The following is a 14,138-nucleotide window of genomic DNA, read 5'->3' as shown; positions in this document are numbered from 1 at the left end:
CGCGCGGCAATCTGCGCGTTGACTCTTTTTTGCGCCGACGATCCATTCGGTGCAGCCAATTCGTATCGGAGCAAAAGCTATGAATCGCATCCTCGCAACCGCAATCGTCGGCCTGATGGCCCTACCCGCATATGCAGAAGGCGACGCCGAGGCCGGCAAAAAGACCTTTAACAAATGCAAATCCTGCCACCAGATCGCCGATCCTGCTGGCGAAGTGATCGTCAAGGGCGGCAAGACCGGCCCGAACCTGTATGGAATCGCGGGTCGGACCGCAGGCACCGTCGAAGGGTTCAAATACGGCGACAGCATCGTTGCTGCAGGTGAAAACGGGTTAGTTTGGGATGAAGCGACCTTTGTCGAGTATTCGCAAGATCCCAAGACCTTTTTGAAATCCTATCTGGATGACACAGCTGCCAAGTCCAAGATGACCTTCAAACTGAAAAGCGGCGGCGAAGACGTCTACGCTTATATCGTCAGCGTTTCGGGCGAATAATCTCCAGCCATCAGACGACCTGTGTGAGTACAAAAGGCCGCAGCCCCTGCGGCCTTTCGTGCGGTTGATAACGGGTACGATCAGCGCCACGTTGGGAATGCGCGGCCAGTCACGCTCTGAACATGTGATGCCGCGACGTCAAGCCGATCCGGCCAAAGGTAATCCGCAACGTCCCGTCACACAGGCGGATTGGCAGCAGGAGACAACAAATGGGTATCATGATCCCGGCATGGGTCGATGGCGAACTGACCCCCGTCGACAAGCTTGAGGCGCATGAAAAGGGCCTGCGGCACAAGGCGGTGTCGGTCTTTGTCGTGCGCGGGACCGAGATTCTGCTGCAGCGCAGGGCGTTGGGAAAGTACCACACGCCGGGCCTGTGGGCGAACACCTGTTGCACACATCCTGACTGGGGTGAAACCGCATCCAAATGCGCTGTGCGCCGTCTGCGCGAGGAACTTGGGATTACAGGGCTATACCCGGAATACCGTCATCGGCTGGAATACCACGCCGATGTCGGCAATAACATGATCGAACATGAAGTGGTCGACGTGTTTCTGGCCAGGGCTCGTGGTTCTCTGAAAATCGAGCCTAATCCGGAAGAAGTCATGGAGATCCGCTGGATCGATTATCACGATCTTCTGGCCGAGGTGCAGCGCCACCCATCCCGGTTTACGCCGTGGCTGAAGATTTATCTGCACAACCACTCTGACACGATTTTTGGCCCCGATCTGATCATCTCGGCGCCATCCTGACGTCTACGGCTTGCAAGGTCCGCCCAAGCCGCCTAAATCAACGCGTCATGGCCAAACAGAAGACAGACCCGAACTACAAAGTCATCGCCGAAAACCGGCGTGCCCGCTTCGATTACGCGATCGAGGACGATCTCGAGTGCGGCATCGTGCTGGAGGGGTCCGAGGTCAAGTCCCTGCGCGCTGGCGGATCGAACATCGCCGAAAGCTATGCTTCGGTCGATGACGGAGAATTGTGGCTGATCAACAGTTACATCGCGCCCTACGAACAGGCCAAGGTCTTCAAACACGAAGAACGCCGCCGGCGTAAGCTGCTGGTTTCGCGCAAGGAATTGTCGAACCTGTGGAACGCGACCCAGCGCAAAGGCATGACACTGGTGCCGCTGGTTCTGTATTTCAACCACAAGGGCCGCGCGAAGCTGAAGATCGGCATCGCCAAGGGCAAGAAGCTGCACGACAAGCGCGAAACCCAGGCCAAGCGCGATTGGTCACGGCAGAAGCAGCGGTTGATGAAGGATCACAGCTGATCCTTCACTGGTTTCAGAACGCCATTGCGGCAGAAACGGCACGTTTCCAACGGTCATAGGCAGCATCGCGGTCTTCGGCGGACATTTCCGGTTCAAACCGGCGATCCAGCGCCCAGGTTTCCGAGAATCCCTGCTGCTCCGGGTAGATGCCGGCGCGCATCCCGGCCAGCCAGGCAGCACCCAGGGCGGTGGTTTCCTGCATCACAGGGCGGTCAACCTCGGCGCCGAGATAATCCGACAGGCCCTGCATCGCCCAATCCGATGCACTCGCCCCGCCATCGACGCGCAGGGTGACATCAGTATCCGCGCCCCAATCACCCTGCATGGCATGCCACAGGTCGCGCGTCTGGTAGGCGATGCTTTCCAGCGTAGCCTTGGCAAACTCGGCGCGGCCTGAATTGCGGGTCAGGCCAAACACCGCGCCGCGGCAATCCGGCTTCCAATAGGGTGCCCCAAGGCCGGTAAAGGCCGGAACCAGCACAACATGCTGGTTGGGATCGGCCTGCTGTGCCAGTTCTCCGCTTTCCGGCGCCGAGTCGATAATCTTGAGCGCGTCGCGCAGCCATTGAACCGCCGCCCCGGCGACAAAGATCGACCCTTCCAGCGCGTAAGTCCGCTGACCGTCCAGCTGATAAGCGATGGTGGTCAACAGGCGATTGTTGGATTTGACCGGCGTTGGTCCGGTGTTCAGCAGCGCAAAGCAACCCGTGCCATAGGTTGACTTCATCATCCCGGGCTGGAAACAGGCTTGTCCGATGGTGGCGGCCTGCTGGTCCCCGGCCACGCCCAGGATTGGAATATTGCCACCAAATAGAGACGTATTTCCGAAGTCCGACGCGCAATCATGTACTTTCGGCAGCATATTCATCGGTACATCCAGCAGATCGCAGATCTCGGCGCTCCACTCACCCTTGTGAATGTCAAATAGCAGAGTGCGTGCGGCGTTGGTTGCGTCAGTGGCGTGGCTGCGTCCTTCCGTCAGGCGCCAGATCAGGAAGCAGTCGATGGTGCCGAACATCAACTCTCCGGCTTCGGCCCGTTCCCGCGCGCCGGTTACGGTGTCCAGCAGCCATTTTACCTTGGTGCCCGAAAAATAGGGATCAAGCAGCAGACCGGTCTGGGCGGTGACGTCATCTTCACAACCGGCCTGCTTGTAGCGGGCGCAAATCTCGGCGGTCCGGCGGTCCTGCCAGACGATGGCGTTGTGAATGGGTTTGCCTGTGGCGCGGTCCCAGACGACGGTGGTTTCGCGCTGATTGGTGATACCGATGCCCGCGATCTGATCTGCGGCTACGCCGGTGTTGTCCATCACCTCGCGGCAGACACGCAGGACGCTTTCCCAAATTTCCTCGGCATCATGCTCGACCCAGCCCTCCTGCGGGAAGTGCTGGGTAAATTCGTGCTGCGCGGTGCCGACGCGCTGCATACCCGTGTCGAACAAAATGGCCCGCGATGATGTGGTGCCCTGATCAATGGCAAGAATATAGGTCAAGCCTGCGCCCTCTCCCGTTTGGTTTTGCAGGACTTTAGCGCAAACAATGACAATCGTGCCAGAGCGTTCAGACAGGAATGTTGTCGATCAGCCGAACACCTTCAAGCCAGGCCGCTGCCAGCAGACGGGCAGGCCGCTCAGCATGGCTCAAGGGTTCCAGTGTCTCGGCGCAGTGCAGTTTCAAATATTCCACCTGCGCAAAGCCAGCAGCCAGCAGGGCAGTGCGCGCCTTCGAAGCCAGCGGATCGAAAGCTACCCCGCCATCCAGCGCGTCCGCCAGTTCCTGCATGACCCTGCTCATGTTCGCGGCAGTTTTCAGCCCTTCGGGTGACAGGCGCAGATTGCGCGAGGACATGGCAAGACCCGAGGGTTCGCGGACCGTGGGGCAGCCGATCACCTCGATGGGGATATCCAGATCCCGTGCCATCCGGCGAACGACCAACAGTTGCTGATAGTCTTTTTCCCCGAAATAGGCTCGATCTGACTGTGTTTGAAGGAACAGTTTTGCGACCACCGTGGCGACTCCGTCGAAGTGACCGGGGCGGAATTCGCCCTCAAGCACATTGGTCAGACCCATGACAGATACATTGGTGGCGAAGCCCTGCGGGTAGATTTCCTCGGGCTCGGGCACATAGATCGCGTCGACACGCAATGGGGCCAGTTTCTGCGCGTCCTCGATTTCGGTGCGCGGATAATTGGCCAGATCCTCGGGGTTGTTGAACTGTTTGGGGTTCACAAAGATCGTGACGATCACCCTGTCGGTGCCCGCCTTCGCGGCCTCGACCAGTGACAGATGCCCTTGGTGCAACGCACCCATGGTGGGAACAACCCCGATCACCTCGCCCTTGCGGCGCCAATCGGTGGTCAGCGCGCGCAAATCCGCCAGACGGCGAAGGATTGGAGCGGTCATTTCCCGGGTCCTTTGGACGGCGCCCGGTCGGCAAAGACATGTTCGTCCGCCGGAAAAGTCCGCGCCCGCACTTCGGCGGCGTATTCGGCAATGGCAGCCTCGGCCAGAGGGCCAAGCTCGGCATACCGTTTGACGAATTTCGGTTTGAAAGCGGTGAAAAAGCCCACCATGTCGTCTACCACGAGGATCTGCCCATCGCACCCGGCGGACGCACCGATACCAATTGTCGGTATCGCAATCTCAGCCGTAATGCGGTCGGCCAACCCTTGCGGGACTTTCTCTAACACGACGGAAAATGCGCCGGCTTCGGCGACGGCATGGGCGTCGGCCAGCACGGCGTGGGCCTGATCATCTCGGCCCTGTACCTTGTAGCCGCCCAGAGTGTTGATCGATTGCGGCGTCAGGCCGATATGAGCCATCACCGGGATGCCACGCCTGACCAGAAAGCGGATCGTCTCGGCCATCTCAACGCCGCCTTCCAGCTTGACTGCGCCCGCGCCGGTCTCTGCCATCAGGCGGGCCGCGTTCTTGAACGCCTGTGCCGGGTCGTGTTCGTAGCTGGCAAAGGGCATGTCGATGACCATCAAGGCCGTCTCCAACCCGCGCGCGACGGCCTGGCCATGCAGGATCATCATCTCCATCGTTACCCCAAGGGTCGATTCCAGCCCGTGCAGCACCATGCCGACGCTGTCGCCCACCAGAACAAAATCGCAATGGGCATCCATCAGCCGCGCCATCGGAGTGGTATAGGCGGTCAGGCTGACCAACGGATCACCGCCTTTTCGGGCGCGAATATCCTCGGCATTTGGGGCTTTTTTGCGGGCTGTGGCGCTCATGCTCGTTCCTGCAGGGTCAATGTTGCAGTGCAGCATAGCAGATCGCGCGCTGGCGAAGAAACCCCGGTTGCGCGAACATTTCCTTGAATGACCCGAGGTTTAGAGTGACATTGTTATCAATAAAGCCGGTGACAGCATGAGCCGGTCTGTTTTCAGTGGGGAGTGAATTTCGTGACAATACAGATGTTTCGACCCTTTGTGTCAGCACTGGCCGTCAGTGCCAGCTTGTTTGCCAGCCAGGCTCTGGCCAAATCAGATATCACAATAGCGATGCAGCTTGAGCCGCCGCATCTGGACCCGACAAGCGCGGCAGCACAAGCGATAGATTCGGTCGTTTACACCAATATCTTCGAGGGCCTGACCCGTTTCATGGGTGACGGATCTGTTGTCCCGGGTTTGGCGGAAAGCTGGGAGATTTCGGATGATGGCACCGAATACACCTTCACGCTGCGCGACGGGGTGACGTTCCATGACGGCACGACCATGGATGCCGAGGACGTCAAATTCAGCCTGGATCGCGCCCGCGCCGAAGACAGCGCCAATGCGCAGAAGGCGTTGTTCGCCGGAATTCAGGATGTCGAGGTTGTTGACCCGCTGACCGTCAAAGTCACCTTGTCGGAACCCAATGGCAATTTTCTGTTCAACATGGCCTGGGGCGACGCGGTGATCGTTGCGCCCGAAAGCATAGAAAACATCAAGACAAATCCGGTCGGCACCGGCGCTTATACCTTTGGCAATTGGGTTCAGGGCGACAGCATTACGCTGAACCGCAATCCTGATTACTGGGGTGACCAGCCCGCGCTGGAAACGGCCACCTTCAAGTTTATCTCGGACCCGACCGCTGCCTTTGCCGCCATGATGGCCGAGGATGTGGACGTTTTCGACATTTACCCGGCTCCCGAGAATCTGCCTCAGTTCGAGGCCGATCCGCGGTTTCAGGTTCTGGTCGGCTCGACCGAGGGCGAGACGATTCTGTCGACGAACAACAAGCTGACCCCGTTCGATGACATTCGCGTTCGCCAGGCGCTGGCTCATGCTATTGATCGTCAGGCCATCATTGACGGCGCCATGTTCGGATACGGCACGCCAATCGGCACTCATTTCGCGCCGCACAACCCGGCTTATGTGGATCTGACCGGCAATTCTGCCTACGACCCTGAAAAGGCAAAGGCGCTTCTGGCCGAGGCGGGTCTGGAAAACGGGTTCGAAACCACGCTGCATCTGCCGCCGCCATCTTATGCCCGCCGTGGCGGTGAAATCATTGCCGCGCAGCTGGCCGAGGTCGGTATAACGGCCGAAATCATCAACGTGGAATGGGCGCAATGGCTTGAGACGGTGTTCAAAGGCAAAGAGTTCGGCCTGACCATCGTAAGCCACACGGAACCGATGGATATCGGTATCTATGCGCGCCCCGACTATTATTTCCAGTATGACAGCACTGATTTTCAGGCTCTGATGGATACCTTGAATTCCACGACCGATCCTGACGAACGCGCACGGCTTCTGGGCGAGGCGCAACGGCTGATTTCCAATGACTACGTCAATGGATATCTGTTCCAGCTGGCAAAGCTGGGCGTGGCCCGGGCCGGAGTGCAAGGGCTGTGGCAGAATGCGCCCACCGCCGCAATTGATCTGACCGGGATCAGCTGGTCAGAATAATATCACGCCGGGGCCGCGTCTGGCGGCCTCGGTGATCCTCAACTCAAAGCGAGCCCGAATGTGAAACTGGTCCGCGTCATATGTCTCCTGGCTGTGATGACATACCTCTCTTTGATCGGGGGCGGGCCGGCATTGGCGCAGAACACGCTGGGCGGCGGGCTTCACGCGCTGAAGGGGACACCGGAAAACCCGCTCCAGGTCGGGATCGGTATCCGGATCGATCAGATCACAAGCGTGGATCAGAAGGCTGAAAATTATGGGGCCGTCGTCATATTGAGGGCCGAATGGACCGATCCGACGCTGGCCTTTGACCGGGATGACGTCGGACGAGAAATTCAGGTGTTCAACCCTTCGGTGCTGGCCAATCACGCCCGCGAACTGGGGGCGGTTTTGCCTGCGTTTGTGGTGCATAATCAGCAATCCAACAAGTGGGTCCATGAAGCCGCCGCCTCGGTGCGCCATGACGGGCATGTTGTCTATGCCGAGAAATCCTCGCTGACCTTGCAGGCCCCGCATTTCGATTTCCGGAAATACCCCTTCGACACGCAGCAGTTCTATTTCGAAGTCGTCTCGGTTTTTCCGACTGAATACGTGTCCTATTACCCGCTCGAGGCGTATTCAGGCCTCGGCGATCTGCTGGGCGAGGAAGAGTGGATTTTGGACAACGCCCGGGTCGAGCACTCGACCGTGATCGGACTGTCCGGCCGGGACAGTGACCAGATCGCGCTTGCCTTCGAGGGTCACCGGCACCTGACCTATTATGTGATCCGGGTATTCCTGCCGATGCTGGTGCTGATCTCTGTCGGCTGGGCGCTGTTTTTTCTGGATGAATACCGCCGCCGGATCGAGATCGCCGGGGGTAACCTGCTGGTATTCGTGGCCTTCAACTGGGCCATTTCTGCCGACCTGCCCAAGCTGGGCTACCTGACTTTTCTGGACTTCATATTGCAATGCATGTTCCTGATGACCGGGGCACTGATCGTGTTCAATGTTGCGCTGCGCAAACTGAAAGTGTCCGGTCGCGAGGACGCGGCACGAAACCTGGACAACTATGCGATCAAGTGGATCTACCCGCTGGGTTACGCAGCCATCGTCGGCTATGCGGTTTTTGCCTTTCTGATGACACCTTAGGTGCTGGACCCGTGCGGTATGCGCCCCTAACGTGGTCCTGATGCTGCGCTATGCCCTCAAACGTCTGATTTCTTTGCTGATCAGCCTCGCCGTCGCCTCGGTCGTCATCTTCGCGGTGATCGAAGTCGCGCCGGGTGATCCGGCCTCTTTCATGCTAGGCGTGAATGCACAGCCCGATACTTTGGCGGCGCTGCGGGCTGAACTTGGGCTGGATGGGACAAAGCTGCAACGGTATCTGAACTGGGTCGGCGGCATGCTGGTGGGGGATTTCGGCACGTCCTACACGTATCGCACACCTGTTTCCCAGATGATCGCGGATCGTCTTTGGGTGTCGCTCCCCCTCGCGCTCTATGCGTTGACGCTGTCTACCCTGATCGCCTTTCCCGCCGGAATCTACGCAGCATCCCGCCGTGGCAAGCCGGGTGAACTGGCCGTTATGGGTGCCACGCAGCTGGGCATCGCGGTGCCGAATTTCTGGTTTGCGATGATGCTGGTGCTGATCTTCGCCATCAACCTGCGCTGGTTCAATGCCGGGGGGTTTGCAGGATGGAAGGATGGCCTTTGGACCGGCCTGCATTCCCTGACCCTGCCTGCAATTGCGCTGGCCTTGCCGCAGGCGGCGATTCTGGCGCGTGTGATGCGGTCGGCCCTTCTGGACATTCTGGGCGAGGATTTCATGCGCACTGCCCGGGCCAAGGGGCTGACCCGCCGCCGGGCGCTGTGGCGGCATGGGGTTAGAAACGCGCTGATCCCGGTATTGACCATCATCGGGCTGCAGTTTTCCTTCCTTCTGGCTGGCTCGATCATCATCGAGCAAGTGTTCTATCTGCCCGGCCTAGGGCGACTGGTGTTTCAGGCCATCTCGGCGCGCGACCTGATCGTAGTGGAATCCGTGGTCATGCTGCTGGTCTTCGCCGTCATCACCGTCAATTTCCTGGTCGACCTGGCCTACGCCGCTGTTGATCCAAGGTTAAGGAGCCGGACATGAGCCGCAACCTGATCCTCGGCACTGCGCTGTCCTCGCTGGTTCTGCTGGCGGCCCTTTTGTCATTTGTCTGGACGCCTTACGACCACGCCACGCTGAACATCCCCGGCAAGTTGCAGACTCCGGACTCAATGCACTGGTTCGGAACCGACCATTTCGGGCGCGACATGTTTTCGATGATCATGGTCGGTGCGCGCACGTCGATTGCGGTGGCGCTGGTGGCCGTCGGCATCGGCATGGCGCTGGGCGTGCCCTTGGGACTGGCGGCGGCCGCCCGCAAAGGATCCTGGCTGGACGAGGTGATCATGCGCGGCAACGATCTGGTCTTTGCCTTCCCTTCGCTGGTCATTGCCATCCTGATCACCGCTGTTTTTGGCGCCGGTGCGATCAACGCGATCATCGCCATTGGTATCTTCAACATCCCGGTCTTCGCCCGAATTACCCGCGGCGCGGCTCTGTCGCTGTGGGAGCGGGAGTTTATTCTCGCCGCCCGTGTCTCGGGCAAGGGTGCGGCGCGGATATCGATCGAACATATCCTGCCCAACGTCGCAAATCTGCTGATCGTGCAGGGCACGATCCAGTTCAGCCTTGGCATCCTGGCCGAGGCGGGCCTGTCCTATGTCGGACTGGGTGCGCAACCGCCCACGCCAAGCTGGGGGCGGATGCTGGCGGATGCGCAGACGATGGTCAGTTTTGCCCCGCATTTGGCTCTGATTCCGGGGGTGGCGATCATTGTCACGGTTCTGGGGCTGAACCTGCTGGGCGATGGTCTGCGCGACTTTCTGGACCCACGTATTCGGGTGGCCCGCACATGAGCCTGTTGCAAATCGAAAACCTGTCATTGTCGATTCATGGCGCGCCGATCCTCAGACAAGTCGGCCTGACAATTGATCCCGGACAGATCGTGGCCGTAACTGGTGAAAGTGGATCCGGCAAATCCATGACCGCGCTGGCCGTGATGCAGTTGTTGCCGAACGGAGCGGTGGCCAACGGCACCATTCAGCTGGACGGACAGGATCTGATGCAACGATCCGAGAGCCAAATGTGCGCCCTGCGTGGCGCGGCCATCGGCATGGTGTTCCAGGAACCGATGACTGCGCTCAACCCGGTCATGACGATCGGTGATCAGGTGACGGAAACGATTCTGATCCACAAAGCGATGTCACCCGCCAAAACCCGTGAGCAAACGCAAGAGGTTCTGACCCGCGTCGGCCTGCCGCCCGACCGGTTTCCGCTGTCGCGCTATCCGCACGAACTATCTGGCGGTCAGCGTCAGCGCGTTGTGATCGCAATGGCAATCGCCTTGCGCCCTCGGCTTCTGATCGCCGATGAACCGACCACCGCACTGGATGTCACCACGCAGGCACAGATTCTGGACCTTCTGAAAGGGCTGGTTCGCGAATACGGCATGGGATTACTGATGATCACCCATGACCTGGCGGTTGTCGCCGACATGGCGGACCAGATTATTGTCATGCGCCATGGCGAAGTGGTGGAAAGGGGTGCAACGAACGATCTGCTGCGGAACATGCAGCACCCCTATACCCGTATGTTGTTCGAAGCCTCGGACCATCAGGTCACACTTCCCGATCCCGTTCGACCGGGCCCGCTGCTGGAGGTGACAAATGTCGTTCGTGACTACCGTTTGCCCCGCAGGCGGTTATTCGAAACACCGGCTCGCCACCGGGCGGTGGATGACGTCAGCTTTACCCTCAGCCGGGGTGAGCGCCTTGGTCTGGTTGGAGAGTCCGGTTGTGGAAAATCGACACTAACACGGGCAATTCTAGGGCTTGAAGATGTTCAGGGTGGGCAGGTTCTGTTGAACGGGCAGCCTGTTTTTGCGGCCCACAAGCCCAATCTTGCGGTGCGCCGTAACATGCAGGTGGTGTTTCAGGACCCCTTTGGCAGCTTCAACCCACGCCATCGTGTCGGGCGGCTGATCACCGAGCCGTTTCACATGCTGGACACCCCTCCGACGGGATCAGAGCGGCAGGACAGGATTTCCGAGATGCTGACGGCCGTTGGCCTCAGCCCCGGTGACGCCGGAAAATACATACATGAATTCTCGGGCGGGCAGCGTCAGCGGATCGCCATCGCCCGTGCGCTGATCATTCGGCCGGAGCTGATCCTGTTTGACGAGGCGGTTTCGGCGCTGGATGTATCGGTTCGGGCGCAAATCCTTGACCTGCTGGCCGAGCTTTGTGCGACCTATGATCTGACCTATCTGTTCATAAGCCACGATCTGAGCGTCGTTCGCACGGTCACGGATCGGGTCATGGTGATGCAATCCGGACGAATTGTTGAACAGGGTGAGACTGAAGCCGTCTTCAGCAATCCGCAGCATCCTTATACGCAAAAGCTGATTTCCGCTGCGCCAAAGCTGCCGGATTACAATCGGGGTGCCGCGTGAACTGCCGTGTTAGAGCCTGAATTGGAGACATTGAATGACTGATCAGATCTGGTTTGACCCAACTCGGTGTCTGATAGCAGGCGAGTGGATATTACCGATCAGCGGCGGCACCTTGCCCCTGACCAATCCTTCGGACGGATCAGAAATCTGCCGGATTGCGCGCGGCACGAAGCAGGATATCGATGCTGCTGTTGGCGCGGCCCGGTCCGCTTCGAATGGAGCGTGGGGCCGAATGACGGCGCTGGACCGAGGACGTATTCTGACTCGCTTGGGGCAACTGGCTCTGGAAAAGGTCGAAGACCTTGCCGCTCTCGAGGCGATGGATGTCGGCAAACCTCTGACCCAGGCTCGCGCAGATGCGGTTGCATTGGCGCGCTATTGCGAGTTCTACGGTGGCGCAGCAGACAAGGTCATGGGCCAGACGATTCCGTATCTGGACGGCTATACTGTCTACACGCTGCGCGAGCCGCACGGGGTTACCGGCCACATCGTGCCCTGGAACTACCCGATGCAGATCATCGGCCGGTCTGTGGGCGCCGCGTTGGCGATGGGCAATGCCTGTGTTCTGAAACCCGCAGAAGAGGCATGCCTGACCGCGCTGGCTTTTGCGCATCTGGCGATTGAAGCCGGCTTGCCGCCCGGTGCGCTGAACGTCGTGCCCGGGCTTGGGACCGAGGCCGGAGCGGCGCTGTCGGCACATCCGGATGTCGACCACATCTCATTTACCGGATCCGTTGCCACGGGCGCATTGGTGCAGCAGGCGGCGGGGCGCAACGTGGTGCCGGTGACGCTGGAACTGGGCGGAAAGTCCCCTCAACTGGTGTTTGACGATGCCGATCTGGATGCTGCGCTGCCGTTTCTGGTGAACGCAGGGATTCAGAATGCTGGCCAGACCTGTTCCGCCTCGTCTCGCATATTGGTGCAGCGCGGTATTTACGATCAGGTCCGGTCGCGTATGGCCGAAGCTTATGAACAGTTGTCCGTCGGACCGGCGATGCAGGATTTGCGGGTTGGCCCATTGATTTCGGACCGGCAAAAGCAGATCGTGACCGGGTTTCTTGAAAAAGGTACCGATCTGAACATCGCGGCGCAGGGGCGGATCGCTGAGGGTGCGCCGGAAAGTGGCGCTTATGTTCGCCCGACCCTGTTCTCGGACGTGCCGCCGGATCACGTCCTGGCCCGGGACGAGATATTTGGCCCGGTACAGGTTCTGATCCCTTTCGACACCGAGGAACAGGCTCTAAATATAGCAAACAGCACCGATTATGGTCTGGTTGCCAGCATCTGGACCCGCGACGGGGCGCGGCAGATGCGGCTGGCGAAACAATTGCGTTCGGGACAGGTGTTCATCAACAATTACGGTGCAGGTGGCGGGGTCGAATTGCCCTTTGGCGGGGTGGGAAAATCCGGTCACGGACGCGAAAAAGGGTTCGAGGCGCTGTACGGGTTCTCGCAACTGAAAACAGTGGCGGCTTTCCACGGGCGATGATCTAGACAATCACTTCGATCGCCTTTTGCGCGCCAACACCGAATACACGCTTGTAGCGCTCGATCTGATCCGCCGGACCCATAGCCTTTTCGGGATTGTCCGATAGCTTCACTGTCGGTCGGCCATTGGCAGAAACTGCCTTGCACACCAGCGAAAACGGCGCCAGCGCATCATCTGGCACGAGCCCCCGGAAATCATTGGTCAACAGGGTCCCCCAACCGAAGGACACGTTGACCCGTTCCGCAAACTGGCCGTGCAATTCCTGAATTTTTGCAACATCCAGCCCGTCTGAAAAAATGATACGTTTCTGGCGCGGATCTTCGCCGCGGGATTTCCACCAGTCGATGGCAATCTCGGCACCGGCGGCCGGATCGCCGCTGTCGATACGAATGCCGGTCCATCCGGCCAGCCAGTCGGGCGCGCTGTCCAGAAACCCCTTGGTGCCATAGGTATCGGGCAGAATGATCCGCAGGTTGCCGTCATGTTCCTCGTGCCAGTCGCTCAGGACGTCATAAGGCGCCTGGGCCAGGTTCGCATCGCTATCGGCCAGTGCGGAATAAACCATGGGCAGTTCATGGGCATTGGTGCCGATGGCCTCGACCTCGCGCCGCATCGCGATCAGGCAGTTCGACGTGCCGGTGAACGAACTGCCCAGCCCTTCGATCATCGCTTGAACGCACCAGTCCTGCCACAGGAAGGAATGACGCCGGCGGGTTCCGAAGTCGGCGATCCCCAAGCCGCCAATACCGCGCAGTTGTTCGATCTTTTCCCAGACCCGTGTCATCGCTCGGGCATATAGTACCTGCAGTTCGAACCGGCGCATGTCATTCAGAACCGCGCGCGACCGCAGTTCCATCAACACCGCCAGCGCCGGGATTTCCCACAGCATGACCTCGTGCCATTTGCCCTCAAAGGTCAGCTCGTACTGATCGCCTTTGCGTTCCAGGTGATAGGGCGGCAGGCGCAGGTTTTCGAACCATTCCATGAAATCCGACCGGAACATCTGCCGCTTTCCGTAGAAAGTATTGCCGCGCAGCCATGTGCTTTCGCCGCGGCTGAGGCTGAGCGAGCGGATATGATCCAGTTGCTCGCGCAGTTCGCCTTCATCGATGAGTTTCGCCAGCGGAATGTGATTCGACCGGTTGATCAGCGAAAAAACGACGTCCGTTTGGGGCTTATTTCGAAACACTGACTGGCACATCAGAAGTTTGTAGAAGTCCGTGTCGATCAAAGACCGGACAATCGGGTCGATCTTCCATTTGTGATTGTACACGCGTGTCGCAATATCGACCATGTGGAACTCCTGCGATTTCCATTGTTAGATCAATCGGAACGATGAATGGCAAGAGTCGCCCAATTGGTGACAATGACAAGGTCCAGTCACATTGCGGGCAAATTGTGTGTGCTTTTCACGGGTTAGTGAAAAGAGGGGATGGACATGTGAGTTGAGTTTAGTG

General features: G+C 59.1%; 13 protein-coding genes. 9 read left to right on the top strand and 4 right to left on the bottom strand.

The window, feature by feature from the left end; translation table 11 throughout:
- Positions 1-79: 79 nt before the first annotated feature.
- From ACR0J8_RS14245 to smpB, 3 genes are all read left to right on the top strand, one after another.
- The gene (locus ACR0J8_RS14245) at positions 80-493 is read left to right on the top strand and encodes a c-type cytochrome (protein WP_170612926.1); all 414 of its coding nucleotides are present in this window, start codon (positions 80-82) and stop codon (positions 491-493) included.
- 209 nt (positions 494-702) lie between these two features.
- Positions 703-1,245, top strand: a complete 543-nt coding sequence (gene idi / locus ACR0J8_RS14240) for an isopentenyl-diphosphate Delta-isomerase (protein WP_170612928.1) — start codon at positions 703-705, stop codon at positions 1,243-1,245.
- 47 nt (positions 1,246-1,292) lie between these two features.
- The gene (gene smpB, locus ACR0J8_RS14235; protein WP_170679982.1) at positions 1,293-1,769 is read left to right on the top strand and encodes an SsrA-binding protein SmpB; all 477 of its coding nucleotides are present in this window, start codon (positions 1,293-1,295) and stop codon (positions 1,767-1,769) included.
- A 13-nt stretch (positions 1,770-1,782) separates the two neighbouring features.
- Here the strand turns inward: smpB and glpK are convergent, their stop codons facing one another.
- The 3 genes from glpK to panB form a co-directional block, all read right to left on the bottom strand.
- Entirely contained in the window at positions 1,783-3,261 is a 1,479-nt protein-coding gene (glpK, locus tag ACR0J8_RS14230; protein WP_480522997.1) for a glycerol kinase GlpK, read from the bottom strand.
- A 67-nt stretch (positions 3,262-3,328) separates the two neighbouring features.
- Positions 3,329-4,171: a pantoate--beta-alanine ligase gene (gene panC, locus ACR0J8_RS14225; protein WP_480890795.1), complete on the bottom strand. Its 843-nt coding sequence runs from the start codon at positions 4,169-4,171 to the stop codon at positions 3,329-3,331.
- Entirely contained in the window at positions 4,168-5,007 is an 840-nt protein-coding gene (panB, locus tag ACR0J8_RS14220; RefSeq protein WP_170807053.1) for a 3-methyl-2-oxobutanoate hydroxymethyltransferase, read from the bottom strand. Before panB ends, panC begins: the two co-directional genes overlap by 4 nt.
- A gap of 183 nt (positions 5,008-5,190) precedes the next feature.
- On the opposite strand from panB, the gene ACR0J8_RS14215 reads away from it, so the two are divergent.
- From ACR0J8_RS14215 to ACR0J8_RS14190, 6 genes are all read left to right on the top strand, one after another.
- Positions 5,191-6,666: an ABC transporter substrate-binding protein gene (locus tag ACR0J8_RS14215; protein WP_480523170.1), complete on the top strand. Its 1,476-nt coding sequence runs from the start codon at positions 5,191-5,193 to the stop codon at positions 6,664-6,666.
- Positions 6,667-6,762: 96 nt separating this feature from the next.
- The gene (locus ACR0J8_RS14210) at positions 6,763-7,797 is read left to right on the top strand and encodes a ligand-gated ion channel (protein ID WP_480890792.1); all 1,035 of its coding nucleotides are present in this window, start codon (positions 6,763-6,765) and stop codon (positions 7,795-7,797) included.
- A 40-nt stretch (positions 7,798-7,837) separates the two neighbouring features.
- Entirely contained in the window at positions 7,838-8,785 is a 948-nt protein-coding gene (locus tag ACR0J8_RS14205) for an ABC transporter permease (RefSeq protein WP_480522994.1), read from the top strand.
- Complete coding sequence (locus ACR0J8_RS14200) at positions 8,782-9,597, top strand: ABC transporter permease (RefSeq protein ID WP_170824956.1); 816 nt, start codon at positions 8,782-8,784, stop codon at positions 9,595-9,597. Before ACR0J8_RS14205 ends, ACR0J8_RS14200 begins: the two co-directional genes overlap by 4 nt.
- A complete protein-coding gene (locus ACR0J8_RS14195; protein WP_480522993.1) occupies positions 9,594-11,192 on the top strand; it encodes an ABC transporter ATP-binding protein in 1,599 nt (532 codons plus the stop codon). The genes ACR0J8_RS14200 and ACR0J8_RS14195 overlap by 4 nt, the downstream gene beginning before the upstream one ends.
- A 34-nt stretch (positions 11,193-11,226) precedes the next feature.
- Positions 11,227-12,681 carry an aldehyde dehydrogenase family protein gene (locus tag ACR0J8_RS14190; protein WP_480522992.1) on the top strand — a complete coding sequence of 485 codons (1,455 nt, stop codon included), beginning with the start codon at positions 11,227-11,229 and terminating at the stop codon, positions 12,679-12,681.
- Position 12,682: 1 nt separating this feature from the next.
- On the opposite strand, the gene pncB is transcribed toward ACR0J8_RS14190, so the two are convergent.
- Positions 12,683-13,975, bottom strand: coding sequence for a nicotinate phosphoribosyltransferase (pncB, locus tag ACR0J8_RS14185; protein WP_480522991.1), 1,293 nt, complete (start codon positions 13,973-13,975; stop codon positions 12,683-12,685).
- Between the last annotated feature and the right edge of the window lie 163 nt (positions 13,976-14,138).

This window comes from Ruegeria sp. N11 (assembly GCF_056531525.1).
The sequence above is the reverse complement of the archived record's forward strand: the minus strand, read 5'-3'. Positions and strand labels throughout refer to the sequence as shown.